Raw genomic sequence first — 24,267 nt, forward strand, 5'->3', positions numbered from 1 at the left:
AGATTACTATCCATTTGGAATGCCAATGCCTAACCGTAATATAGAAGGCAACTACCGCTACGGCTATCAAGGCGAATACGCCGAAAAAGAAGAAGTTGGGAGTACCAACTCGTTTGAACTAAGACTGTGGGATAGTAGAATTGGGAGGTGGATGACTATTGACCCTGCAGGGCAATATGCAAGTCCCTACCTTGGTATGGGTAATAACCCAATAAGTAGAGTTGATCCAGACGGTGGTCAAGATTGTGGGTGTAAAGGAGGTGATGGTACTGATCCACCGTGGTGGGATTACGTTTCAGCATTTAAGAACTTTTTCACTATAAATCCTTCAAACAAATCCGCTTCTCAAATAAGAACGCTTGAGAGAGATAATAGAACGGTAAAAACGTTAGTTAGTGAAACGGAAAGAATCACCAGAACGGTTGCTGAGAATATTGACCCAAGTGGTATATCAAGTACTTTTGTAGGCTTGTCTGATGGAAGATTAGATATTGGAGATGGAGTAAATATACTCACAACATTTCCCCTTCTTAGACCTTTAAGATATGGTTCTAAAGTATTTAGAACACTGAAAATTTCAAAAGTTGCACCTGACTGGGCAGTAAAAGGAGCACATGTTCATATTGGAAATATTGAATTAGCATTAAAGCCAGGAAATAATGGAACAATTGTAATTAAAAGTGTTTTTAATAATATAAAGGAAAAACATTTACAAGCTCCTATTAAAGCCGTAGAAGAGGCTTTAAAGAACCCTGCTTTTAGAAAAAAACTTATAGATTATACCGAAAAGGCTCGTGATCTTTTGAAACAAGGTAATGAAATTGAAAGAGCAGCATCAGGAGAATTAAATTTTTTGATTAAAGCTTTAAAAAAATTAGATTAACATATGAACGAAAAAGAATTCATTGAGTTTACAAATCATCCTAATAAAATTTTTGGAAGAAAAATAGAAAAGTCCTTCTCTGTGTTTGTGGATAATTTTAGGGATTTAATTACTTCGACAAGTAGTCATTCAAGGAAATTCAAAATCATAAGAATCAATCATACTTTCGATTTTATTTTTTATAAAGATTCTTTATATGATATTTATTTTTTCTTTTCTGAAAAGACCAAAATAAAATATGATGATTTTATTTATAAACATGAACACTTAATAATAAATAATGAAACTTTTTTAGACCAGAAGAAAATTAAATTATCAAATCATACAGAACTGATTTTTGATATTTCGACCAATAAATTAGAAAAAGCCATTTTAAATTTAAATAAAAGATTTATTCCTAATTAATCCTCGGTATAAAGTTGCAATTTATATCAGTAGTTATATCAGATTTTATTATTTTGTAATCTCGTTTAAAAGATTACATTATGAGGTTTTTTAAAATCATTTCCGCGATTCTATTTTTACTATTTGTCAATTTAGCAGTTGCGCAGTATAGCTACACACCTGCTAAAGTATTTCTTAAGGATGGTAGCACATTATCTGGAGAGGTAGATTTAATAGCGTTTCCACTACGCCAGTGGTCTCCAAGCGAAGAGTTTTTTTCTTTTAAAGCCAATAAATCTAAAAAAGAGATAAGCGTAAAATCAATTGATAGTGTTGTTTTCAGCATTAAAGTAAAAACAAAAAAAAACAGAAAGATAGTTACATACAAAGAGTCTCAAAAGTTTATTCCAATTTATATTAAAGAGAACAAAGAGCATCTAAGAATGGTAAGACTAATCATTAACGACAAGTTAATTTTATACTCTCGTGCAGTTAATACAGGCACAGGAGTTAATGGAAACGGAGGTTTTACAGGATTTGGTGCTAACAATCAATATTTTGTAGCTAAGAATCCTAACCAAGTCCCTGTTGTATTATTACCTAATGGACCTAAACGTTTTAGAAAAGAGGCAATGAATTATTTTAGTGATTGTACGGACTTAGTTGAAAAAATTGAATCTAAAGAACTTAAACGTGAAGATATTATAGAAATCGTTCAATTTTATAATACAAAATGTACCAATTAGATTTAACTACTCTTCAGCAAAACCTTCTTTTAAACTATTAAAACTAACATATTATGATTAAAAAAGTATTACTTTTTCTTACTGTTTTCTCATCCTTATCAGCATTGTCACAAATAAATTATGGCGTTACAACAGGGTTAAATATATCAAGACTTAATGAAGAATTTAAAGCCGTGAATGGTAGCTTTTTTAACACAAGTTCTATGGGTCTAAAACTTGGGATGTTTTCAGAAATCCCGATAAATGACAAGATTCTACTAAGTCCTAAACTTATATATTCTCAAATGGGAGATAGAGACAAAAATTATGATTCTTCAAGAAGCCTAGACGCTAGTAACATTGACTATAAGTTAGATTACCTTACTATCCCTCTAAATGTTAGATTTTTTGATAAGCTATATGTTGAGGTTGGCCCTCAAATTGGTATTCTAATAAACGATTCCAGAGAGAGTCTTGACTTAGGAGATTTAGACAGTTCAATTGATATTGGTGCTAACTTAGAGTTTGGATACAAAATTAACGACTTTAGAGTAGGTCTAAATGTTTATCATGGATTTACTAATGTATTTGAAATAGAACAAACACCTCCATTGTCATTTAGAGATTTAAACATTAGAAATTTTGCTCTTAGTTTTAATCTAAACTATATTGTTTTTTCAAACTAGATTTTATTCGATATTCATGAATTTTTTTTTTAGACTTTACTTTATATTGTTTCTAGCTATTTCTCTTAATAGTTGCTCAAATAAAATCCTGATGCCATCGGCGTACAATACTACTGAACGTTTGCAGCTTGGTGAAGTTGGCGAAGACAAAAACTTTTTATTAGAAAAAGATTATAGTCATACGGCTATTCCAATCTATGAAGAACACATTAAAGTGAATGTCCAATCTCAGGAATTTAGTAGAGCGAGTTATAACCTCTTTCTGAAATCAAAAGAAAAACAGCATCATTCAGTAAAGGTAGACTATACAGATTCGTTAAAAGTGAAACCTAGATATTTAGAGTTGAGTATCGCTGATAGAGTTTCTGTTATTAATAGTATAATGAGTAATGAAAACACTGGTGTAGATAACTATTTACTTAATAAACCAGACGCTCATTTAATTAGCAGTATTAGTATCGTATTTACTAACGAACAGCAGAATAGAATTCAGGAGGCAGATGAAGTATTCGTAAAATCCTTTGGTGTAAAATCATATGCTTTGTATTTGTACAGAAAAGGAGTTTTAATAGATACAATACCATTTTCTAACGGTGTAGTATTTAAATATTCAACTTCAAATTTTTGCTGGAAACAGGAAGGATATTCGGCATGGTCAATTGTCGATATTGTCGAAAATGATGAGTCCTGTCCAAAAGGCACTTATAGGTCTCCTAAAAAAGAAAAGTCTCTAAACCAATATTTAAGATTTTAAAATATGAAGAAGCTATCAATCTTAATTTTGCTTTTTTTGTCGGTATCTTGTGATGATATTATAGAAGTTCCAGATATTTCCAATGAGATTGTAACTATTTTAGCTCCGACAGATGGTGTAACGATATCTGCAACATCGATAACGTTCAATTGGAACGCTGTTGCGGATGCTGAAAACTATAGATTACAGATTGCGACACCTACTTTTGCTGAAGCTCAACAAATCATAACAGATTCGTTAACAACTCAATTAAATCTTAATATCGATTTAGAAGCAGGAGCATATCAGTGGCGCATTAGAGCAGAAAATTCAGAGTATCAAACCGCATTTTCCACCCAAAGTTTCACTGTACAATGAGAGAGCTTTTCAGGAAAGTGCCAATTTGGATTTCACTTCCTCTCATGCTAATTACTTGGGGTTATTTGGGGTATGAAGTATCTAAGGGTATAAATCCTGATTTACCAGAAATACCAAGCGCAACCAATATTGCAGATTTTAATCCCAAACCAATTGCTAAAACGGAAACATTTACTATTTCAGATATAGAGCGTGACCCATTTCTGGGAACTCTGGAAAAGAAAGTAGAACACAATTCAGCTCCTAAAAAAAAGGCAATCACTCCTACAAAGCCAATTAATACACCCAAGGTTAACTTTTCTGGAATTGTTAAAAATGGAAAAGATCAGGTCTTTATTTTAACCATTAACGGAAAACAATATTTGATACGGAAAGGTGAAACCGTCAATGATGTAAAACTCGTTTCTGGCAGTTCCAAACAAGTGGTTATTCGATTCAATAATACCAATACCACCATTTTAGTTGATTGATATGTCATGGCTCAGAAAAAATCTTGGTGGTTTCAATTCGCGAGTTAAAGCAGGGGCATTACAGTTAACTCTGCATATCGTCATCGTTATTGGTTTATTACTAACCGCCTTTATTCTATTGGTATATCTCCACAAACGTTTTAGATTACAAACCACATTCGTTAAAGAAACAGTTGAAAACTGCGATAGGGGTATTAATTATTCACTTAAAAACAGATTGGTTTCCAATACTTCTACACCAATCCCTCTAAATGATGAAGATTATAAATCCCTTTCCGTAGAAAAGACCTTTTGGGGTGCTTTTGAAAAAATTACTGTAGAATCAAAAGTCAAAACCAATCAGTTTAAAAAAGTAGCTTTAATTGGTGCTAGTCAATTAGATATTAACAGGCCGTCGTTATATCTGGAAGAAACCAAAACGCCTTTGGTTTTGGTTGGGCAAACAAGATTAGAAGGTCTAAATTATTTACCTGCGCAAGGTGTAAAACCAGGTTATATCTCAGGAGAATCTTACAGCGGGAGTCAGCTAATTTATGGGGCATCTAAAAAGATACAATCATTCCCTAAACCTTCATCTGAATGGTTGAACTATATTACAACGGTTTCCTCTTATAAAGACACTGGCAATTTTATTGAAATAGAAGCTGGACAGTCCTATACCAACTCTTTTAAAGAACCAATGCAGGTTATTTATCGAAGCGGAAAACTGAACTTAAATTTTGTTGAGCTGACTGGAAATATTGTGGTGCAATCAGAAACTGAAATTGTAGTAAGCGCTTCTACAAGGTTGAAAGATGTATTGTTGATTGCTCCCAAAATTACAATTGTAGATAATGTCAAAGGGGCATTTCAAGCCATAGCCAACAAATCAATTGCGGTAGGAAAAAATGTGAATCTCTCTTATCCTTCAAGCTTGATAGTTGAAGAAACGAGAATATCTCATATAGAGAATTCCGTTCAGAAAAAAAATATACCTATTGAGATTGGAAATAATACCACTATTTCTGGACAGATGATTTTCTTTGGTCAAACCAAGGCTAATAATTACGATAGTCAAATCTATATTTCAGAAGATGTCACCATTAATGGCGAAGTCTATTGCAACCAGAATATAGAACTATTGGGAACTGTAAGAGGTACTGTCTTTGCTCATAATTTTATTGTCCATAAAGGTGGTTCTATTTATCAGAATCATTTATATGGTGCTAAAATTTCAGTTGATGCATTACCACAAAAGTATGTTGGTATGCTAATTAATGACTCAGAAAAAGCAGTAGCGAAATGGTTATATTAAAACATTTAAAATTACATCGCAAAGTTAAAGGCTCCACGCTAATGGAAACTTTAGTGGCTACCGTTTTGATTGTAGTTATATTTATGCTTGCCAGTATGATTTTGAATAATTTATTTTCTAATATCATTAAAAGTAACACAAGGGCTATAGACACATATATTTCAGAATTAAAATATCTATACATCAACGATAAAATAAGTCTGCCGTATCAAACCGATTTTAACCCTTGGTCTATTGAAATTTTTGATGATAATGATGATGAAGCCATAACTCAACCGATGATTGAGGCTTTTAATACAGAAACCAAACAAACCCTTACCCAACCTATATTTGAAACTAAGTAAAAGAATACAGGCCTTTACCCTAAGTGAAATACTTGTGGTATTAATACTCACAGTTATTGTGGTTGGTTTAGCGTTTTCTGTATTGAGTTTAATTCAAAAACAGATGTATAGCATCCAATCTAACTTTGAGCAATCTTCAGAAATTAATCGTTTAGAAATGGCTTTACAAATAGATTTTCACAGCTATTCTGAAATACGATTAGACTCACAATTGGATGAACTAAAATTTAAAACTGAAACCGACTCCATATATTATAAATTTAGTACTGATAATATTATCAGAGAAAAGGACACGTTTAATATTAGTATTTTTCAGAAATCGTTGTTTTTCAACGGTGAAACTATTAATGACAGTGGTTTAGTTGATGCTATAAAATTACAGACATCGAAAGACACTCAAGTGCAACCCATTTTTGTGTTTAAGCAGAATGATGCCTCTCAATTTATGAACGATTTTTAATAATGGGATTTAAGCTAGAAAATACTAAAACAGCAACTCTAAAGAAAACTAAAATTTCTAATAAAGAGTCCTTTCTAAAAAAGGAGATAACGTTTCTTGGTTCTTCGTTTTCTAACAAAACCAAGGAAGACTTTTATACAGAGTTAGGTTTATTACTTAAAGCTGGGATTACACTTAAAGATGCTTTGGAACTCATCGAGAATGCTCAAAAAAAGCGTCAACAAAAAGTAATTCTTAAAGCTATTTCTAACGATATAGTCACTGGCGCAAGTTTATCAGACAGTTTACAATCAAAAAAAGAGTTTACCGAATACGAATACTACTCTATAAAAATTGGTGAAGAAACGGGTACTCTACAACAAGTTACTGAACAGTTAGGAGCATTTTACAGTCGTAAGAATGAGCAACGTCGCAACATCATAAGCGCGCTAACGTATCCAATTATTATACTTTCAACTGCTATATTAGTGGTTGCATTTATGCTGAGTTATGTCGTACCGATGTTTCAAGATATTTTTAAACAGCAAGGTGTAGATTTGCCAAAGATTACAGAATTTATTATTGCGGCATCCGAGTTCTTTAAAACTTACGGTTGGCTATTTTTAGTCATTATCATCATTTTTATAGCCTCTAAGAGCGTTTTAAAGAAAAAACTATGGTATCGACGTCTTACAGATAAATTGACTTTAAAACTGCCTTATATTGGTAGTTTTCTTAAAACTATTTATTTATCCCAATTTACGCAAGCAGTATCTCTATTAACAGCTTCAAAGGTGCCTTTGGTAAATAGCATTCAATTGGTAAAAAAGATGATTGGCTTTATGCCTTTACAAGATGCACTCGAAGTTGTAGAAGCTGACATCCTAAAAGGGAAATCACTGAGTCAAAGTTTAGATAAACACAAGTTATTTGATGCAAAAATGGTCGCTTTAGTCAAAGTCGCAGAAGAGACTAACCAAAACGAGTTTATCTTTCAGCGTCTTAATGCACGATACACTACGCAAGTACAACAGAAATCTAAACTACTTTCTACGGCTTTAGAACCATTTATTATTATGATTGTCGGCGTTTTAGTCGGCGTTATTCTTATTGCTATGTATCTACCTATGTTTAGGTTGAGTAGTGTTTTAGGTTAGTAGTTTTCTAATTTACTATGCACCTTATCAATCTCCCTATCCATATAAGCTTGGGCATAATGTACATAGCGGTTAAAGGAATTACTAGATTGACTATGCCCACTTATTTTACGAACTAAATGCTCTGGCATGCCTAAAATAAGTAAGGTCGTAATAGCGGTACGTCGCATCATATGCGAACTCATTTTTTGATAAAATAAAGTCTGCTTATTCTTGTGCTTTTTTAAGGTCTTTCCTCTTATTTCTCTAGTGAATTCTATTGGAGTATCGAATCCTGCTTTCTCACCAATCTTTTTAATGTGTTTATTAAAATTGAATAACGATATCGGTTGAAATAAGGGTTGCTTGTTACTTCTAGATTTGTGTTTTAAAAAAATAACAACAGCATAACTCGGTAGTTTAATAAAACTAAATGTCTTAGTTTTTTGAGATTTAATTTTAAGATACCACTCATTGTTCTGTTGCTCAAAATTTTTGTTGGTTAATAAAAAGATATCTGAGAATCGTAAACCCGTTGTACAACCAAAAACAAAAATATCTTTTATACGCTTTAAGCCTTTACTTAAACTTTCTTCAAATTCTGTGTCGTGGATTAAAAATTTGAGTTGCTCAGGAGAGAGTACTAATACTTCTATATCCTCTGTGCGCACATAAAATAGGCGTTGAAAATCTCCTGTGAAAAAATCTCTATCGTTTTTTAAATAGTTAAAAAAGGTACGTATAACTTTAATGTTGGTGCCTACATAATTATCGTGGCAACCATTATTGTACAAGTATTCTGTAAATTTTTTATAAAACTTTTTCCAGTAATTCTTTTCACTAGTATACTCACGTTTAGTGAGTTTTGAAGCATCACAAATACGTAACTCAAAACCAGACTCAATACTAAAATTGTGCAGATTGTTTAATACATACTTGTAGTTTTGTATGCTTTGTGGTTTTATCTTTTCTCCATTCTTTTTAAGACGTTTGCCAGTCTCTGTATCTCTTATAAAGCGTTGAAATAAAGGAAGTAGTTGTGTAGGTTTTTTCACATTTAAGGTTTGCTTAAATGTAAAAAAAAGTAATTTATTGAAAAAATCATATTGTTCGATGGATAGGAATATTACCAAGTTTTACAAAGTAATATTTTTAATATCTATTACCTACCAATTAATTTTGAATTAGCTAAGATTAATCATCTTCCAAGACCCCAAACTCTTGAAATAATAATATTTTATTTATATCGATTTTTTTATCTTTATCTATACTGAATTTTATTACATAAACATCTCCCGGATGACTTAATTGCCGATTATCATCTTTATGCAAATTAATTAACTCTTTGTAAGCACCATTTTCAATCTTTCTAAAAATTAAATTATAATAATTTTTAATTAGATTGTCATCAAGATTAGTTACTTCTATCACATTGGAAAGTAAATTTTCGTTTAATGTAAAGTCAGATTCAATAGTTTTAAAATAATTTATTTGATTTTCAACTATATTCTTAATAGCAATGAACGAACCAATACTGCCTGATATTTCAGGTAAAATTACATCTTGAATTAATATATACTGTCCATCAGAATAGTTATAATTAAAGTACTTTTCAATCACTTTATTTCTCACTTTTGATGAATAAGAATTTTTATTAATTGAATATTTTTTAGAAAAAGACATATCAATTTCCTTTTGCAATTTCTTTGCTGGTACACATTTCAAAAATGAGATACTTATTATCAAAATGAATACTATCTTTTTCATAATTCTTTTTAGTTACCACATTTACATTTGTCTTTTACACCTCCCTTGAGTGTAAAAATAGTATTAAGCGTTTTATCCAGCAATAGGGATTGATTTAAAGGACTTCCTGAGGTGTCAACAGAGTAGTATTTTCTCAATGGTAATTGGTGCTCACCTCTAAACATATTCTCAATTGCGGATGCAAATTGTTCACTCTTCTTAACACTTCTGTTTTTAACACCATCTCCATTAGTATCGACTTTGTACCAAACACTTTTATCAGAAATACCTTTTGCATTATCCCAAGCATGGGCTAACTCATGACCCAAAGTAATAAAGAAGGGAGAAAGCTTCAGACCTTTTCGTGTATAAGTCTTTACTTTTGTTTTTGGGTCGACTAGTACTTCTAATCCATTTGTCGAATTCCCTTGCTTAGGGTGCAATCTTATTCTATAAATATCTTTGGCAGTTACTAAAGAATTAATAAAACTATTAGTTCCAATATTTCCTCCTGAATCAATTACTAAGTTTTTAAATTTATATCCATAATCTAATTTTCGCAAAGCAGTTTTCACTTCTGTTAAAAAGGAATCTGTGCCTTTGTACTCTTTTCCACTTTGAGCGTAGTATAAGGTTCCATTTTTATATTCAAAAGTTGTTGATTTCCCCGAAATAGTTGCATAAATATATATTTTCCCACCGTCAATGTCGATAAATTTTAAGGGGTTATTTCCCATCCCAAGATATGGTGAAGAGAACTCATTATACGGATCAGGACTCATCCACCTACCAATTCTACTATCCCATAGTCTTAGCTCAAAAGAATTTGTACTTCCAATCTCTTCTTTTTCTGCATATTCACCTTGGTAACCGTAGCGGTAGTTGCCTTCTATATTACGATTAGGCATTGGCATTCCAAATGGATATCTGATTTAGTTCTGAATGTCTTTTAATTTGGCCTTATAACTATAATTCATTAATTCATTCAATTCTCTGGCTATTTTTCTCTGCCATGCTAGCTGTCTTAAGCCAATTTGTCCATGCCTAGTCTCAGAGTCGTACAACTTTTGATATTCAGTACACTGAAAATCTAATTCATTGGCAATTTTTATGTAGGTATAAATATTGTTCTCTCCACCTTTTTTCAATTCTTCAAAACATTTTCGAATTTTTCTAGCATACAGTTCCGCAATATCAAAATGCAATTGCTCATGTAATAATAAACCTACTGACTCGTCAACAGACCAAGATGTATTTTTATACATTAGTGGAATTACATTTATTTTTTCATAATCTTTTGGGTAAATTTTCTTAGGAAACAAATAGAGAGAATAATTAGTGACAGCACCATGCCTACTGTAGTTGGTTGTGTCTTTTACTCCTTTGAAATCAACCCATTTAAGCTTACGAGTCATGTCCCAAGATAGAACTGTGTCATTGTCTATGTAATTAGTCTCTTGCGAAAGAGAACTAATTGAAACTACTAAAAACAACAATAAGATGATTTTATTCATTTGTTTAGATTATTGTAATTCTAAATCCCTGACATTTAGTGGAACGTAAAATACGTTTATTGGGATTATTCACGCCATTGTTTTTTAAAATAGTTGTAATAATGTCAAACGACCTTTCAAACAACATGTCTAATTCCTTTTTTAATAGAGGATTTGTTCTACTAGTGTCAGGATAGCAGAAGTTAACCCTTCTATTAGGATTAACAATCAAAAAATTTGCCAAATTGGTTAATTCCCGTAATTGAGATGATGTAAGAGGGTTTAATTTTGAAGTTAGTTCTGGTCGTCTACGACCATCTGTAGTAACTGCACTTGCGCCACCATTAAAATAATTAGCTCCAGAGAAAGTCGCAGGCATACCAGGTGTAATCGGTTTAGTAATCCCTCCAAGTGTAATAGGTGTTGGAGTGTCTTCATTACCTGATATCTCAAAACTTCTTTTTATCGAAGCCTGAATTTCAACTTCATTAAACATCGAAATTGCTCTAGTCATTACAGGAGTAATACCTTCAACGGGCTCTCTTTTTGCCAATCTCTTTTTACCCGATCCTCTTGTAGGCGATTTAATTCGAGGACTTCTCTTAGGCCTATATCTTCCAAAATTATTCTTAAAGAACCTTCCTATACCTTTAAAAAGCCTTTTAAAAAACCCACCTTTACAATTACAATTGGTTTGACCCCCATCAGGGTCGGTCAAACTTATCGGATTGTTTCCCATCCCTAAGTAGGGACTAAAAAACTCACCATAAGGATCAGGGCTCATCCACCTTCCAATCCTACTATCCCAGAGTCTCAGTTCAAAAGAGTTGGTACTACCTACCTCTTCTTTTTCTGCATATTCACCTTGGTAGCCATAGCGGTAGTTGCCTTCTATATTACGGTTAGGCATTGGCATTCCAAATGGATAGCTAATAAATTATGTTAAAGAACGTATCTACAATAATAAAGATATAACTTTTATTGTGTCCAGAAAGGCATTTCTGAGTTTAACGAGGAAGATAAAAAGCATATTCTCTATACCCTTGATACCCTTATCAAAAACGTTAAACTTAAATCTAATGCATAAAAAGCTACTTTTCACAGTAGCTTTTTATCATTTATTTTCATTTCTACAGCAAAGTTAAATTTCAAAAAACACCTGATGTTAAAAACTCTTTTTTTATAAAGACTAAAATTACACAGCATAATAATATAATCAAGTGCAATTTTCTATTCATTGGAAAAAATATGTATGATATAATAACACCTCTCAATAAGATATTAACTGTATCAAAAATTATAGCTGATTTATCATAGTTATGAAACTGAACTAATAAATCTGTATTAAAGTCAATATACTTTCTTAATAAAAAAAAGCTAATTAACCACATCATAGTTTCTAATGGAAAAAGAAATCTATAGTATTTTAAGTTAAAAAATAATGCCAGTAAAAGGGCAATATTAAATGCATATACTAATAAATGGATTTGATTTAATTCTATGTCAAAACCAAAAAATATTTCTAACAAATAGAAAATTATTAGGGTTATTATAAATAACCGTTTTATTGAATTATTATTTTTTACACCCACAGTTATCATTGCCATATGTTTTCTTTTCAAAGACTCTTTGTATTTGAAAAAATGTTCTACTTGGAAAATTATCTAAACCTGATTTAATAGTATGTTTGATACCTTCATATTTAAGTCTTATTTTTTCTAATTTTGGGTTAAAATCTTTATCTGATGGAAAAAATGAAAATTGCCAAGGGCCATATCCTTTTCTAAAATCACCGTCATCATTAAATACTGAATACAAATAGTTTTGGAATTTTACAGCAGATTTTTCTTGATTTCTTCTTGTCATGGATAAAAACTTATTCCCAAGTTTATAATGATCCCATGCGTGCTTTAATTCGTGTCCAGCTAAAATCCAATTTGGGTGGTTCCAGCTACCAACTTCTTTATTTTTATTTTCCACTTGATTAGCTGTCAAACCATCACTAATGTAAATAGTTTTACTATTTTCATCATACGCCCAACTATCATCATTATTTGCTAATTCTGAAATGTAAACAACCTTTACTTCATATGATTTGTCATTTTGTATTGCGTCGTAGATAGCTTTACCTTTATCGGTTTTGATAATCATTGATTTATATTCGCTCCATAGTTTCTTTGCTTTTGAACCGATAGGTCTAAAGATAGCACCATCAGGGTCAACACCATTTATTGGATTATTTCCCATTCCTAAATATGAGCTATAAAATTGCCCAGCCGGATCCGTCGACATCCACCTACCAATCCTACTATCCCAGAGTCTTAGTTCAAAAGAATTTGTACTTCCAACCTCTTCTTTTTCGGCGTATTCCCCTTGATAGCCGTAGCGGTAGTTGCCTTCGATATTTCTATTGGGCATCGCCATCCCAAATGGATAGTAATCTAATCCTCTCTAAAATCTTGCTATTACAAAGAACTTTTAACATCAATAAAGACAAAAATTTGCCTCTAATTGTAAAATTTAGCTTAAAAATAACTAATTATTCTTTAATTAGTAAAACTTAGAATTCATTTTACTTATAAGAATGAGTTACTTAGAATTTCTAGAAATTTATAACATTGGTTCGAGAATAAGTCCATGTTCTGTACAAAAAAGCCTGTTTAGTATTACTAAAACAGGCTTTTTTGATTTATATTAGCCATGATGATTAGATTATTTTTAATATTAATTTTTGTTGTTTTTACTAATATATGTGTAAATGCTCAACAATTCTCCGATGTAACTTCAACCTCGGGATTGCAATTTGTGGCCGTTATGCCAGATTTGTTTGGAAGCGGAGCTTCTATTGCAGATTATGATAATGATGGAGACCTAGATTTTTTTGCAGGAACAGAATTTGGATTAACGAACTTACTTTACAATAACAACGGGAATGGAGTGTTTCAAGAAGTGGCAGTTGCTTCTGGAATTACATCTACCTTTAGGTGTAGGTCCTCATTATGGGTCGATTATAACGGCGACGAACTATTAGATTTAATTCTATTGGGCGATTGCTTAGGTATAGACAGCTCTTGTACAGATAGACTACAGTTATTTTTATATCAGCAAACGAGTTCTGGAAACTTTGTAGAAATTACAAATTCTGGATTAGATTTTGGAGACCGCTACAACATCGTAAATATAGATGACCCAGTAGTTGGTGGTATTGCTGCTGGGGATGTAAACAACGATGGTTGGCTAGATATTATTATTACTTCTTGGGGACGAATGTTTGAGGGCGCTAAGATGTCAATGTTTTTAAACAATACCGATGGTACATTTACCGATATTACAGATGTTAGTTTTCCTTTACAACCAGAAAAATCAAGATATCAGCCTTTGTTTCACGATTTTAACCATGACGGTTTTTTAGATATTTACATAAATGTAGATTTTACAGAGAACGAGTTTTGGTTAAATAATGGTAATAATACGTTTCAAGATATAAGTGCCACCATAAATGCAAATAGTGCCTTTAACGAAATGGGTATGGCCGTTGGCGATTATGATAACGATGGTGATTTCGATTTGTATTCTACCAATATATCAAGAGAAGAAAATGGAGTTCTTAGACACAACATTTTTTTAAAAAATAATTGGGTAGAAAATGGCTCGCTAGGTTTCGATGAGGTTTCAAACAGTCCAAACTTAAATGTAGGGAGTAGCGGATGGGACTGGGGGACTACATTTTTCGATGCAAATAATGATGGGTATGTTGATTTGGCTGCCACAAACGGTTGGGGTCAAGGATGGAGCGCTGATCAATCAAAATTGTGGTTAAATGTCGATGGATTGGCGTTTAGTGATATCTCCTCATCGTCAGGTTTTAATGATACTTGGGACGCAACATCACTGATGGCTTTTGATATGGACCGAGATGGAGATTTAGATTTATTACAATCAATGAAGCAAAATGGAAATAACAACAACTTAATTCGCATTTATGAGAATAACTATTCCTCTACAACTAATGCCAATAATTATTTGGTTGTAAAGCCACGGATGAATGGCTCGAATCATTTTGCAATCGGAACAGTGGTAAAAATTAGTTATGATAATGGGAAAACAGGAATGCGATTAATTACCGCCGGAACGAGTTTTTATGGTCAAGAACCTGCTGAAGCATTTTTTGGGGTTGTTGATAATACAATTATAGACGAAATTCGAATCGAATGGCCAGATAATACGGTGACTGTAGTAGAAGATGTGGCATCGAACCAAGTAATAACAATAACAAACGATAATGTTTTAGATGTAGCTACAAAGACAGCGTCCCAAGTTAAAGCCCATCCTAATCCTGTAAAAGATATTTTAAACTTAGAGAGCCTTTCTTTCATCGAGTCTATCGAAATATACAATTTACTCGGGCAATCTGTTTTTCAAAAAACAATATCATCTACAAATATGAATTTAGACATGTCATCTTTTGAGTCTGGTAGTTATTTTGTTAAGATTATTGATGCCAATTCTAAGGTTAGGACAATTAGAGTTATAAAACAATAATTAAAGTTAAAAATATATTCTTCCCCCATGAGCGATTTTTTTTTCAATGTTAAATATGGTCTCAATCATGTCTTAGATATTAATGGTTACGACCACGTCTTGTTTTTAATTGTACTTTCTGTACCGTATGTATTTAAAGATTGGAAACGGGTGTTAGTGCTAGTATCTCTTTTTACTCTGGGTCACACACTTTCTCTGGTCCTAGCAGCATATAATATCGTTTCTGTGAGTGGTAAGTTGGTAGAGTTTCTGATACCAATAACAATTATAATTGGAGCAATCTATAATGTATACACAGGTGGCGAAAATGAAAAGCGCAAAAGTCTAAGTGTTTTATTTTTTACAGCCTTGTTCTTTGGGATAATTCATGGATTGGGATTTGCAAGAGAGTTTACGATGGTGTTCGGCGATGCAGAAAATAAGCCTTTAGCGCTTTTAGAATTTGCACTTGGGATTGAGCTTGCGCAAGTAATTATCGTTTTTGTGGTAATGTTCCTAGGGTTTCTTCTTCAAACATTGTTTAGGTTTTCTAAACGGGATTGGGTTATGGTACTTTCATCCATAGTCATAGGTTTAGTGATACCTATCCTCATAGAAAACAGCATCTTCTAATTAAGAATTAAAGTTTGGTAAAACTTTAACGACACCACATTGTTTATAAAATACGAAGCAATTATATTCGTTATTTACAAAGAATTCAGCATTGATGGCACAAAAAAGCAAACAACTTAGATACGATAAAGCCTATTTACGTATGGCTAAAGAATGGGGAAAACTGTCTCATTGTAAGCGCAAACAAGTTGGTGCCATAATTGTAAAAGACCGAATGATAATATCAGACGGCTATAACGGAACACCCACAGGATTTGAAAATTATTGTGAGGATGACGAAGGCTATACAAAATGGTATGTCTTACATGCTGAAGCTAACGCTATTTTAAAAGTCGCCTCTTCTACACAATCCTGTAACGGAGCGACGTTATACATTACGTTGTCGCCTTGTAAAGAATGCAGTAAGCTTATTCATCAGGCAGGATTTGTAAGGGTTGTTTATTCCCAAGCTTATAAAGATAATTCTGGGTTAGAATTTCTCGAAAAAGCAGGTGTACAAGTCGATTTAATAAAAGATGTAGAAGTAGATGTCTAATGCAAAAAAGTACATACCGTTAATTACAGGAATTGCAATTGCAGTGGGCGTTCTTATTGGTGGAAAGCTAAATTTTACAGATACATCAGACCGCCTGTTTACAACAAATAGCAAAAAGGATAAGCTCAATAGGCTTATCGATTATATCGATTATGAATATGTCGAAGATGTGAATACAGATAGTATTGTAGATGTTACAGTAAACGGTATTTTAGATAATCTAGATCCACATTCGACTTATATTCCAAAAGAAGATTTAGAACGAGTTACGGAGAATATGAGAGGTGACTTTGTAGGCATAGGAATTAATTATTATCCTTATAAAGACACTCTCGCAGTTATAAGACCTACGGAAGGTGGACCTAGTAAGCGCGCTGGAATTAAAGGAGGCGACAGGATACTTATGGCAGACGGTGATTCGATTTTCGGAGAGAATTTTAATACCGAAATCATTGGAGAAAAGTTAAAAGGAAAAAAAGGCACCAAGGTTAAGCTTAAAGTGTATCGCCCACAGACTAAAGCGTATTTAGATATCGAGGTAAAACGAAATAGCATTCCAATAAAAAGTGTGGAGGCATACTACATGCTTACCGATAATCTGGGTTACATAAAAATGAATCGATTTGCCGAGTCTAGCTACAAAGAGTTTAAGGCAGCATTAGATAAACTTCAAGATCAAGGCGCAACTAAATTAGCATTAGATTTAAGAGATAATCCAGGCGGTTTTCTGGGTATTGCAGAACAAATTGCCGATGAATTTTTAGAAGACGATAAGCTTATCTTTTTTACAAAGAATAAAAAAGGACGTCGAGAGAATGCTTATGCTACAAGTAGAGGCGATTTTGAAGAAGGTGAAGTTTATATCTTAGTCAATGAGAGTTCAGCTTCGGCAAGCGAGGTTATCGCAGGCGCACTTCAGGATAACGATAAAGGTGTAATTGTAGGTAGACGTTCTTACGGAAAAGGATTAGTTCAACGAGAAATGGCACTTGGAGATGGAAGTGCAGTTAGACTAACAGTATCGAGATACTACACGCCAACAGGACGCTCTATACAAAAGCCATACAATAATGGTAAAAACAGAGCTTACTTTAACGATTATTTTAAAAGACTTCGTAATGGTGAATTAATGGATTCCGATAATATCGAAATTGCTGATTCTTTAAAATTCATCACACCTAAAGGTAAAGTTGTTTATGGAGGCGGTGGAATTATTCCAGATGTTTTTGTGCCAATCGACCGCTCTTTTGAAAACGAAACGATTAATTACTTACGTCGTTCTGGACATTTTGGGTATTTTGTTTTTGAAGAGTTAGACAAAAATCGTGCGATTTACGATGGTGTGTCTAAGCGCGATTTTATAGATAATTTTGTGGTTAGTGACGATATTGTAGTACGATTTCAAGATTATGTAAACCGACTAGAACGCACCAATATTAGCTTTGTAGCATTTAACGATGTTATTAAACGATTAATTAAAGCCACCTTGGCAAGACAGCTTTATGATGATAATGCTTTTGAAGAAATCATTAATGAAATAGACATTATGATAGAAGAAGTTATCCTTCTAAGTCAGGAATCTTCAGAAGGAACTAATTAATTAGAAATTTTATCATGTACTTTGGTGTGCGTGCCGTTATTCCAAAGGGTTAAAATGTCTGTAGCAACAGCAGCACCACTTCCAGAGGCAATGGCAAATTGGCTCCTTCCGCCAGCTAAAGTTCCAGCAACAAATAAGCCGTCCTCTATAAGATGGTCTGTGTTTTTTAACCAAATACGTTCCTTTTCTATATTCGCTTTAGGATGCGGTTCAATATAGTTTTCCAAGCCTTTTATAGTTAATAGATTGGTATAACCAACCGCTATAACTGCAATTCTTGTTGTATAGGTATTTTTATTTGTTTCTATAACATAGCCTTCAGAAGATTTTGCTATCGACTTTACTTTTTCTTTTTCAATCTGTACAACGTGAGGATATAAATCTTTAAGCTGTTGTTTTCCACTTTCAAGGATATCTTTACCTAGTGTTCCTGGAATGAGACCTAAGACGTTGTTAAAAAGTGCTGTTTGTAAATGTGAGGTTTTTTGATGTGTAATAATCCCTACGCGCTTATCGGCAGCAAATGGTTTTGGTTTTGCAGAGCCTAAAACTAGGGCACAAGACAATCCTGCGGCGCCACCGCCTATAATTAAAGCGTCATAAATCATGATTTGCCATTATCAAGTTTTTCTATTTTTTTAGAGACTCTAAAAATTTGAAGTAAGAGAATAGCACAAAGCGCAGCGACAATTGTCATGACGGCTGTTGCACTTTCGCCTTTTAAAAGCGCATCGAAATTTAGTTTAGTTGCATTAAAAATAATTAATGCAATAGCAATTATTGTAGCAATGATGGTAAATACTTTCATCTGGTTAAATTTTTTAATAACCTATTTTTTTCTATTGACCTTTAACTTTTCTTGTCAATCGCTTATTACGGCCTTCGTTAGAAAATAGGTTATATAAATAAGACTTTAATGTTTGCTGCAAATAACTTTACAGATATGGCTAACAAAATTACACCAAAAACTTTTCTTATAATGTTAATGCCGTTTTTTCCGATGGCGCGTTCAATCTTTGCTGAGGTTTTTAAAACGATATAGATAAATATAACGTTAATAATAACCGCTACAATAATATTTTCTGTCCTAAATTCTGCCCTTAGAGATAGTAAAGTGGTTAAGCTTCCTGGGCCAGCAATTAAAGGAAATGCCAACGGAAACACTGACGCAGTAATAGCATCGTCTCCATTGTCTTTATAAAGTGTAATACCAAGAATCATCTCTAAAGCAATAAAGAATAACACGAAAGAACCTGCAACTGCAAAGGAGTTAACATCAATACCTATTAAGGACAGCATGCTTTTTCCTAAAAACAAAAAAGCAATCATAATTACTCCGGCAATTATCGAAGCCTTTTCACTCTGTATGTGACCAACTTTTTTTCTTAAATCAATAATTATAGGAATATTTCCAATAATATCAATTACGGCAAATAATACCATAAAAGCTGTGAAAATCTGCTTAAAATTAAGTTCCATTTCTAGTCTTTTTTAAAATCGCCGCAAAGGTGCGATTAATATGAGGAATTGCAATATTAAATTAGTGTAAATTTTATCTTTACAAAGTATTGCCGCATTAATACGTTATATTGACTTTAGTCGCTGTTTTAGGTTAAAGTTTATTTATTTTTGCCAAATGTTTCAGCTAGGAAAAACCATAGTTTCAGAAGATATTATCGAAAAAGATTTTGTCTGCAATCTTTCGGCATGCAAAGGCGCCTGCTGTATCGATGGTGATGCGGGAGCACCTTTGGATAAAGAAGAAGTTAAGATTCTTAATACCATCTACCCTAAAGTAAAACCATTTTTACGCAAAGAAGGCATCGAGGCAATCGAAGCACAAGGCACATCTATAACCACTGCTTTCGGAGATTTTGAAACACCACTAATTAACGGCGCTGACTGCGCCTATGTTATTTTCGATGAAAAGAAAACTGCACTCTGCGGCATAGAAGAAGCATATAATCAAGGTGAGATTGATTGGAAAAAACCTGTGTCTTGTCATTTATACCCTATTAGAGTAAAGGACTATTCCGAATTTTCTGCGGTAAATTACGACAAATGGGAAATTTGTGATGATGCATGCACGTTTGGTAAAGAACTACAAGTACCGATTTACAAATTTGTAAAAGAAGCCCTTATTAGAAAATTTGGTGAAGATTGGTATGCTGAGTTAGAAAAAGTTGCTGCCGAAAAATTTGGAAAATAAGCACATATCTAAAAATCACTTACAACAAATATTTTCAAAAACTAAAGAATTCTAAGACGATTTTTAAACAAAAATTTTGTTTATGTCAACATCGTGTTTTCAATCTCCCGAAAGGCTTATTTTTACACTTGCTACCAAATTTTTAATATTCTTTTTCTTACAAAAACAACATAAACACTTTAAATTTAAATAATTGATAATCAACTGTTTGAGTGTTATTTTTTTAATCGTGTTTAATTTTGAAAGAATTTTCTCGTTGTTAAAAACTTGTTGAAAAGGTTTCAGGTTTTTTTCAAAAATAAGTAAATGATTTTATCATATTTGTTAGTCCCAAGTCACTCGAAAAATTAATTCAACACAATCCAAAAAATTAAAGAACCATGTCGCAAGCAGTAGAGCCAATTTTACAAGAGAATAAGGATAGATTTGTAATATTTCCAATTCAACACCATGATTTATGGGAATGGTATAAAAAATCCGAAGCAAGTATTTGGACAGCAGAAGAAATTGATTTACACCAAGATATCACAGATTGGTCAGATAAATTAAACGACGATGAGCGTTACTTTATAAAGCACATTCTAGCATTTTTTGCTGCTAGTGACGGTATTGTGAATGAAAATTTAGCAGAGAATTTTGTAAACGAGGTACAATATACAGAAGCAAAATTCTTCTATGGTTTCCAAATTATGATGGAAAATATCCATAGCGAAACTTACTCGTTATTAATCGATACTTACGTTAAAGACGAAACTGAAAAGGACAAACTTTTTAAGGCTATCGAGAATTTCCCTGCCATTAAGAAAAAAGCAGAGTGGGCATTAAAATGGATTGAGTCGCCGAGCTTTGCAGAGCGTTTAATCGCTTTTGCAGCGGTAGAAGGTATCTTCTTTTCTGGGTCGTTCTGTTCTATTTTCTGGTTAAAAAAGCGTGGATTAATGCCTGGATTAACATTCTCTAACGAGCTAATTTCAAGAGACGAAGGTATGCACTGTGATTTTGCGGTTCACTTACACGAGCACCACTTGGTTAATAAAGTGCCAAAAGAACGTATTAAAGAAATCCTAGTTGATGCCCTTGATATCGAAAGAGAGTTTATTACAGAGTCGCTTCCTGTGAGTTTAATAGGTATGAATGCTAATCTAATGTCGCAGTACTTAGAGTTTGTAACAGACGGTCTTCTTGCAGATTTAGGCTGCGAAAAAGTATATAATACACCAAATCCATTCGACTTTATGGACATGATATCGCTTCAAGGGAAAACTAACTTTTTCGAAAAACGCGTTGGAGATTACCAAAAAGCAGGAGTACTTAATAAAGAAGTCGAAGAGGATAAGTACAATATGGATTTCGATTTTTAGTATCGAGTCTTTCAATAAGAAACAACCTTTTTTAGATAATTCGTAATCCCTCACAGGATTTGTATTACCTAATTTTAAATTAAATATTAAACTATCATAATTAAATGACTGTTAATCATTTAATTATGAAAATAGAATAACCAACTAACCCCTTTTCTGAACGGGCGATTTCAGAAAAATTAAAAACGTGTAACGTATGTATGTAATCAAAAGAGACGGAAGAAAAGAACAAATCATGTTCGACAAAATTACGGCGAGAGTTCGTAAATTATGCTATGGACTAAACGAGCTTGTGGATCCATTAAAGGTAGCGATGCGTGTTATCGAAGGACTTTACGATGGTGTAACTACAAGTGAGCTAGATAATTTGGCGGCTGAGATTGCAGCAACCATGACCACAGCTCATCCAGATTACGCACGTTTAGCAGCGCGAATTTCTGTTTCTAACCTTCACAAAAACACCAAGAAAACGTTTAGTGAGGTTATGCACGATTTGTATACATACGTAAATCCACGCACAGGTAAAGACGCACCTTTATTATCGGATGAAGTGTATAACGTTATCATGGAAAATAAAGACCGTTTAGATTCTACCATTATCTATAACCGCGATTTTGGTTACGATTATTTTGGTTTCAAAACATTAGAGCGTTCTTACTTATTAAAATTAAACGGAAAAATTGCTGAACGCCCTCAGCATATGCTTATGCGTGTTTCAATTGGGATTCATCTAAACGACTTAGATGCCGCAATTGAGACGTACGAGTTAATGTCTAAAAAATATTTTACACACGCTACACCAACATTATTTAATTCAGGTACACCAAAACCACAGATGTCTTCTTGTTTCTTATTAACAATGAAGGATGACAGTATTGATGGTATTTACGATACTTTAAAGCAAACCGCTAAGATTTCTCAATCTGCTGGTGGAATAGGACTATCTATCCATAACATTAGAGCTACAGGAAGTTACATTGCTGGAACAAACGGTACATCTAACGGCATTGTACCAATGCTAAAAGTATTTAACGATACAGCACGTTACGTAGACCAAGGCGGTGGAAAGCGTAAAGGAAGTTTTGCCATGTACATAGAACCGTGGCATGCAGATATCATGAGCTTCTTAGATTTAAAGAAAAATCATGGTGCTGAAGAATTACGTGCTCGTGATTTATTCTACGCTATGTGGATGCCAGACCTATTTATGAAGCGTGTACAAGAAAATGCAGAGTGGACCTTAATGTGTCCTAACGAGTGCCCAGGTTTATCCGATGTACATTCTGAAGAATTTGAAGCGCTTTACACGAAATACGAAGCAGAAGGTAGAGGTCGCAAAGCGATTAAAGCGCGTGAACTTTGGGAGAAAATCCTAGAATCACAGATTGAAACTGGTACACCCTATATGTTATACAAAGATGCCGCTAACCGTAAATCTAACCAGAAAAATTTAGGGACAATTAAGTCGTCTAACTTGTGTACGGAGATTATGGAATACACGTCTCCAGATGAGGTTGCGGTGTGTAACCTAGCATCTATTGCCTTACCAATGTTTGTTAAGAATGGTGAGTTTGACCATAAAGAACTTTTCCGTATTACAAAACGTGTCACAAAAAACTTAAACCGTGTTATCGATAGAAATTACTATCCGGTTAAGGAAGCTGAGAATTCTAACTTCCGCCACAGACCAGTAGGTTTAGGCGTACAAGGCTTAGCAGATGCATTTATTAAATTGCGTATGCCTTTTACGAGTGACGAAGCAAAAGCCTTAAACCAAGATATTTTTGAAACCTTATACTACGCTGCTGTTACAGCATCTATGGAAGAGGCAAAAGCAGATGGTCCATACGAGACTTACGAAGGTTCACCAATTAGCCAAGGACTTTTTCAGCATAACTTATGGAATATTAAAGATGAAGAATTAAGCGGTCGTTGGGATTGGGAAAAACTACGTAAGCAAGTAAAAAAGCACGGTGTACGTAACTCTTTGTTAGTAGCACCAATGCCAACAGCGTCTACATCTCAAATCTTAGGAAATAACGAGTGTTTTGAGCCATACACCTCTAACATTTATACACGTCGTGTATTATCTGGTGAGTTTATCGTAGTAAACAAACACCTGTTAGAAGACCTTGTAGAATTAGGTCTTTGGAATGATGGCTTAAAGAACGAAATCATGAGAGCTAATGGTTCTATCCAAAATATAGATGGTATACCAGAAGACATTAAGGAATTGTACAAGACGGTTTACGAAATGAGTATGAAAGACATTATAGATATGTCTCGTCAGCGTGGTTACTTCATTGACCAATCGCAATCTTTAAACTTATTTATGGAAGGAGCGACCATGGCAAAGCTGACATCTATGCACTTCTACGCATGGAAAAGCGGCCTAAAAACAGGAATGTACTACCTGCGTACAAAGGCTGCTGTAGATGCTAAGAAATTTACAGTGACAAGAGAAGTGAAGAAAGAGCCTGTTGCACAAAATGTAGCATCAGAATCTATAAAAGTTGCTGACGCTGCAGTTATAGAACAACAAAAGCAAAAAGCCGCAAAAACTGCGGCAAAATTTGCTGGAAAAACCGAGACTCCAGAAGCAGAACCAATGACGGCAGAGGAGATGAAAGCATTAATTGCTCAAGCTAAAGAAGCAGAAGGTGATGATTGCTTAATGTGTGGGTCTTAATATTTTAA

At 33.4% G+C, this 24,267-nt stretch carries 26 protein-coding genes and 1 pseudogene; 18 read left to right on the forward strand and 9 right to left on the reverse strand.

Translation table 11 applies throughout. The annotated features are described in order from the left end of the window. From DFQ05_RS10860 to DFQ05_RS10910, 11 genes are all read left to right on the forward strand, one after another. Window positions 1–883, forward strand: an 883-nt coding sequence (locus DFQ05_RS10860; protein ID WP_277871521.1) for an RHS repeat domain-containing protein, incomplete at its 5' end; no start/stop codon positions are given. A gap of 3 nt (window positions 884–886) precedes the next feature. Then, the gene (locus tag DFQ05_RS10865; protein WP_132705436.1) at window positions 887–1,288 is read left to right on the forward strand and encodes a hypothetical protein; all 402 of its coding nucleotides are present in this window, start codon (window positions 887–889) and stop codon (window positions 1,286–1,288) included. Between the two features lie 80 nt (window positions 1,289–1,368). Beyond that, window positions 1,369–2,013, forward strand: a complete 645-nt coding sequence (locus tag DFQ05_RS10870) for a hypothetical protein (RefSeq protein WP_132705437.1) — start codon at window positions 1,369–1,371, stop codon at window positions 2,011–2,013. Between the two features lie 53 nt (window positions 2,014–2,066). Further along, a complete protein-coding gene (locus DFQ05_RS10875) occupies window positions 2,067–2,678 on the forward strand; it encodes a porin family protein (protein ID WP_132705438.1) in 612 nt (203 codons plus the stop codon). A 91-nt stretch (window positions 2,679–2,769) separates the two neighbouring features. After that, on the forward strand, window positions 2,770–3,432 hold the full coding sequence (locus DFQ05_RS10880; RefSeq protein WP_132705439.1) for a hypothetical protein: 663 nt from the start codon (window positions 2,770–2,772) through the stop codon (window positions 3,430–3,432). 3 nt (window positions 3,433–3,435) lie between these two features. After that, a complete protein-coding gene (locus DFQ05_RS10885; protein ID WP_132705440.1) occupies window positions 3,436–3,789 on the forward strand; it encodes a hypothetical protein in 354 nt (117 codons plus the stop codon). After that, the gene (locus DFQ05_RS10890; protein WP_132705441.1) at window positions 3,786–4,259 is read left to right on the forward strand and encodes a hypothetical protein; all 474 of its coding nucleotides are present in this window, start codon (window positions 3,786–3,788) and stop codon (window positions 4,257–4,259) included. Before DFQ05_RS10885 ends, DFQ05_RS10890 begins: the two co-directional genes overlap by 4 nt. 1 nt (window position 4,260) lies before the next feature. After that, window positions 4,261–5,553 carry a hypothetical protein gene (locus DFQ05_RS10895; protein WP_132705442.1) on the forward strand — a complete coding sequence of 431 codons (1,293 nt, stop codon included), beginning with the start codon at window positions 4,261–4,263 and terminating at the stop codon, window positions 5,551–5,553. A 41-nt stretch (window positions 5,554–5,594) separates the two neighbouring features. Then, window positions 5,595–5,897: a hypothetical protein gene (locus DFQ05_RS10900; protein ID WP_241974258.1), complete on the forward strand. Its 303-nt coding sequence runs from the start codon at window positions 5,595–5,597 to the stop codon at window positions 5,895–5,897. Further along, on the forward strand, window positions 5,884–6,357 hold the full coding sequence (locus tag DFQ05_RS10905; RefSeq protein ID WP_241974259.1) for a hypothetical protein: 474 nt from the start codon (window positions 5,884–5,886) through the stop codon (window positions 6,355–6,357). Before DFQ05_RS10900 ends, DFQ05_RS10905 begins: the two co-directional genes overlap by 14 nt. Window positions 6,358–6,359: 2 nt before the next feature. Continuing rightward, window positions 6,360–7,493, forward strand: a complete 1,134-nt coding sequence (locus tag DFQ05_RS10910; RefSeq protein WP_132705444.1) for a type II secretion system F family protein — start codon at window positions 6,360–6,362, stop codon at window positions 7,491–7,493. Here the strand turns inward: DFQ05_RS10910 and DFQ05_RS10915 are convergent. The 6 genes and pseudogenes from DFQ05_RS10915 to DFQ05_RS10940 form a co-directional block, all read right to left on the reverse strand. Next, the gene (locus DFQ05_RS10915) at window positions 7,490–8,527 is read right to left on the reverse strand and encodes a tyrosine-type recombinase/integrase (RefSeq protein ID WP_158281912.1); all 1,038 of its coding nucleotides are present in this window, start codon (window positions 8,525–8,527) and stop codon (window positions 7,490–7,492) included. The genes DFQ05_RS10910 and DFQ05_RS10915 overlap by 4 nt on opposite strands. Before the next feature lie 139 nt (window positions 8,528–8,666). Beyond that, entirely contained in the window at window positions 8,667–9,239 is a 573-nt protein-coding gene (locus DFQ05_RS10920; protein ID WP_132705446.1) for a hypothetical protein, read from the reverse strand. A gap of 8 nt (window positions 9,240–9,247) precedes the next feature. Beyond that, window positions 9,248–10,132 carry an RHS repeat-associated core domain-containing protein gene (locus tag DFQ05_RS10925; RefSeq protein WP_132705447.1) on the reverse strand — a complete coding sequence of 295 codons (885 nt, stop codon included), beginning with the start codon at window positions 10,130–10,132 and terminating at the stop codon, window positions 9,248–9,250. An 18-nt stretch (window positions 10,133–10,150) separates the two neighbouring features. After that, complete coding sequence (locus DFQ05_RS10930) at window positions 10,151–10,732, reverse strand: hypothetical protein (protein WP_132705448.1); 582 nt, start codon at window positions 10,730–10,732, stop codon at window positions 10,151–10,153. Window positions 10,733–10,736: 4 nt separating this feature from the next. After that, a complete protein-coding gene (locus tag DFQ05_RS10935) occupies window positions 10,737–11,627 on the reverse strand; it encodes an RHS repeat domain-containing protein (RefSeq protein WP_132705449.1) in 891 nt (296 codons plus the stop codon). Window positions 11,628–12,286: 659 nt separating this feature from the next. Then, a pseudogene (locus tag DFQ05_RS10940) lies at window positions 12,287–13,138 on the reverse strand (RHS repeat domain-containing protein); the annotation flags it as partial. Window positions 13,139–13,411: 273 nt separating this feature from the next. Between DFQ05_RS10940 and DFQ05_RS10945 the strand changes: the two are divergent. From DFQ05_RS10945 to DFQ05_RS10960, 4 genes are all read left to right on the forward strand, one after another. Then, the gene (locus tag DFQ05_RS10945) at window positions 13,412–15,253 is read left to right on the forward strand and encodes a T9SS type A sorting domain-containing protein (RefSeq protein WP_132705451.1); all 1,842 of its coding nucleotides are present in this window, start codon (window positions 13,412–13,414) and stop codon (window positions 15,251–15,253) included. A 27-nt stretch (window positions 15,254–15,280) separates the two neighbouring features. Continuing rightward, entirely contained in the window at window positions 15,281–15,865 is a 585-nt protein-coding gene (locus DFQ05_RS10950) for a HupE/UreJ family protein (protein WP_132705452.1), read from the forward strand. A gap of 94 nt (window positions 15,866–15,959) precedes the next feature. Beyond that, window positions 15,960–16,400: a deoxycytidylate deaminase gene (locus DFQ05_RS10955; RefSeq protein ID WP_132705453.1), complete on the forward strand. Its 441-nt coding sequence runs from the start codon at window positions 15,960–15,962 to the stop codon at window positions 16,398–16,400. Further along, window positions 16,393–18,000 (forward strand): S41 family peptidase, encoded by a 1,608-nt coding sequence (locus DFQ05_RS10960; RefSeq protein WP_132705454.1) that lies wholly within the window; start codon window positions 16,393–16,395, stop codon window positions 17,998–18,000. The genes DFQ05_RS10955 and DFQ05_RS10960 overlap by 8 nt, the downstream gene beginning before the upstream one ends. Here the strand turns inward: DFQ05_RS10960 and DFQ05_RS10965 are convergent. From DFQ05_RS10965 to DFQ05_RS10975, 3 genes are all read right to left on the reverse strand, one after another. Next, window positions 17,997–18,605 carry an FAD-dependent oxidoreductase gene (locus DFQ05_RS10965; RefSeq protein ID WP_199221998.1) on the reverse strand — a complete coding sequence of 203 codons (609 nt, stop codon included), beginning with the start codon at window positions 18,603–18,605 and terminating at the stop codon, window positions 17,997–17,999. The genes DFQ05_RS10960 and DFQ05_RS10965 overlap by 4 nt on opposite strands. Then, window positions 18,605–18,808: a hypothetical protein gene (locus DFQ05_RS10970; RefSeq protein WP_132705456.1), complete on the reverse strand. Its 204-nt coding sequence runs from the start codon at window positions 18,806–18,808 to the stop codon at window positions 18,605–18,607. The genes DFQ05_RS10965 and DFQ05_RS10970 overlap by 1 nt, the downstream gene beginning before the upstream one ends. Window positions 18,809–18,897: 89 nt before the next feature. Further along, a complete protein-coding gene (locus tag DFQ05_RS10975; protein WP_132705457.1) occupies window positions 18,898–19,479 on the reverse strand; it encodes a MarC family protein in 582 nt (193 codons plus the stop codon). A 157-nt stretch (window positions 19,480–19,636) separates the two neighbouring features. Here DFQ05_RS10975 and DFQ05_RS10980 point away from each other — a divergent pair, with 157 nt between their 5' ends. From DFQ05_RS10980 to DFQ05_RS10990, 3 genes are all read left to right on the forward strand, one after another. Beyond that, entirely contained in the window at window positions 19,637–20,209 is a 573-nt protein-coding gene (locus DFQ05_RS10980; protein WP_132705458.1) for a DUF3109 family protein, read from the forward strand. A gap of 380 nt (window positions 20,210–20,589) precedes the next feature. Further along, window positions 20,590–21,570, forward strand: coding sequence for a ribonucleotide-diphosphate reductase subunit beta (locus DFQ05_RS10985; protein ID WP_073084331.1), 981 nt, complete (start codon window positions 20,590–20,592; stop codon window positions 21,568–21,570). A 196-nt stretch (window positions 21,571–21,766) separates the two neighbouring features. Then, window positions 21,767–24,259: a ribonucleoside-diphosphate reductase subunit alpha gene (locus DFQ05_RS10990; RefSeq protein ID WP_132705459.1), complete on the forward strand. Its 2,493-nt coding sequence runs from the start codon at window positions 21,767–21,769 to the stop codon at window positions 24,257–24,259. Window positions 24,260–24,267: the final 8 nt, after the last annotated feature.

It is taken from the genome of Winogradskyella wandonensis (genome assembly GCF_004346845.1).
GTDB classification, from domain to species: domain Bacteria; phylum Bacteroidota; class Bacteroidia; order Flavobacteriales; family Flavobacteriaceae; genus Winogradskyella; species Winogradskyella wandonensis.

Excerpts from the sequence above, each read along its gene's own strand:
- DFQ05_RS10865 (WP_132705436.1), top strand. The coding sequence starts at position 887 with ATGAACGAAAAAGAATTCATTGAGTTTACAAATCATCCTAATAAAATT.
- DFQ05_RS10870 (WP_132705437.1), top strand. The coding sequence starts at position 1,369 with ATGAGGTTTTTTAAAATCATTTCCGCGATTCTATTTTTACTATTTGTC.
- DFQ05_RS10875 (WP_132705438.1), top strand. The coding sequence starts at position 2,067 with ATGATTAAAAAAGTATTACTTTTTCTTACTGTTTTCTCATCCTTATCA.
- DFQ05_RS10880 (WP_132705439.1), top strand. The coding sequence starts at position 2,770 with ATGCCATCGGCGTACAATACTACTGAACGTTTGCAGCTTGGTGAAGTT.
- DFQ05_RS10885 (WP_132705440.1), top strand. The coding sequence starts at position 3,436 with ATGAAGAAGCTATCAATCTTAATTTTGCTTTTTTTGTCGGTATCTTGT.
- DFQ05_RS10890 (WP_132705441.1), top strand. The coding sequence starts at position 3,786 with ATGAGAGAGCTTTTCAGGAAAGTGCCAATTTGGATTTCACTTCCTCTC.
- DFQ05_RS10895 (WP_132705442.1), top strand. The coding sequence starts at position 4,261 with ATGTCATGGCTCAGAAAAAATCTTGGTGGTTTCAATTCGCGAGTTAAA.
- DFQ05_RS10900 (WP_241974258.1), top strand. The coding sequence starts at position 5,595 with ATGGAAACTTTAGTGGCTACCGTTTTGATTGTAGTTATATTTATGCTT.
- DFQ05_RS10910 (WP_132705444.1), top strand. The coding sequence starts at position 6,360 with ATGGGATTTAAGCTAGAAAATACTAAAACAGCAACTCTAAAGAAAACT.
- DFQ05_RS10920 (WP_132705446.1), bottom strand. The coding sequence starts at position 9,239 with ATGAAAAAGATAGTATTCATTTTGATAATAAGTATCTCATTTTTGAAA.
- DFQ05_RS10925 (WP_132705447.1), bottom strand. The coding sequence starts at position 10,132 with ATGCCAATGCCTAATCGTAATATAGAAGGCAACTACCGCTACGGTTAC.
- DFQ05_RS10930 (WP_132705448.1), bottom strand. The coding sequence starts at position 10,732 with ATGAATAAAATCATCTTATTGTTGTTTTTAGTAGTTTCAATTAGTTCT.
- DFQ05_RS10935 (WP_132705449.1), bottom strand. The coding sequence starts at position 11,627 with ATGCCAATGCCTAACCGTAATATAGAAGGCAACTACCGCTATGGCTAC.
- DFQ05_RS10945 (WP_132705451.1), top strand. The coding sequence starts at position 13,412 with ATGATGATTAGATTATTTTTAATATTAATTTTTGTTGTTTTTACTAAT.
- DFQ05_RS10950 (WP_132705452.1), top strand. The coding sequence starts at position 15,281 with ATGAGCGATTTTTTTTTCAATGTTAAATATGGTCTCAATCATGTCTTA.
- DFQ05_RS10955 (WP_132705453.1), top strand. The coding sequence starts at position 15,960 with ATGGCACAAAAAAGCAAACAACTTAGATACGATAAAGCCTATTTACGT.
- DFQ05_RS10960 (WP_132705454.1), top strand. The coding sequence starts at position 16,393 with ATGTCTAATGCAAAAAAGTACATACCGTTAATTACAGGAATTGCAATT.
- DFQ05_RS10970 (WP_132705456.1), bottom strand. The coding sequence starts at position 18,808 with ATGAAAGTATTTACCATCATTGCTACAATAATTGCTATTGCATTAATT.
- DFQ05_RS10975 (WP_132705457.1), bottom strand. The coding sequence starts at position 19,479 with ATGGAACTTAATTTTAAGCAGATTTTCACAGCTTTTATGGTATTATTT.
- DFQ05_RS10980 (WP_132705458.1), top strand. The coding sequence starts at position 19,637 with ATGTTTCAGCTAGGAAAAACCATAGTTTCAGAAGATATTATCGAAAAA.
- DFQ05_RS10985 (WP_073084331.1), top strand. The coding sequence starts at position 20,590 with ATGTCGCAAGCAGTAGAGCCAATTTTACAAGAGAATAAGGATAGATTT.
- DFQ05_RS10990 (WP_132705459.1), top strand. The coding sequence starts at position 21,767 with ATGTATGTAATCAAAAGAGACGGAAGAAAAGAACAAATCATGTTCGAC.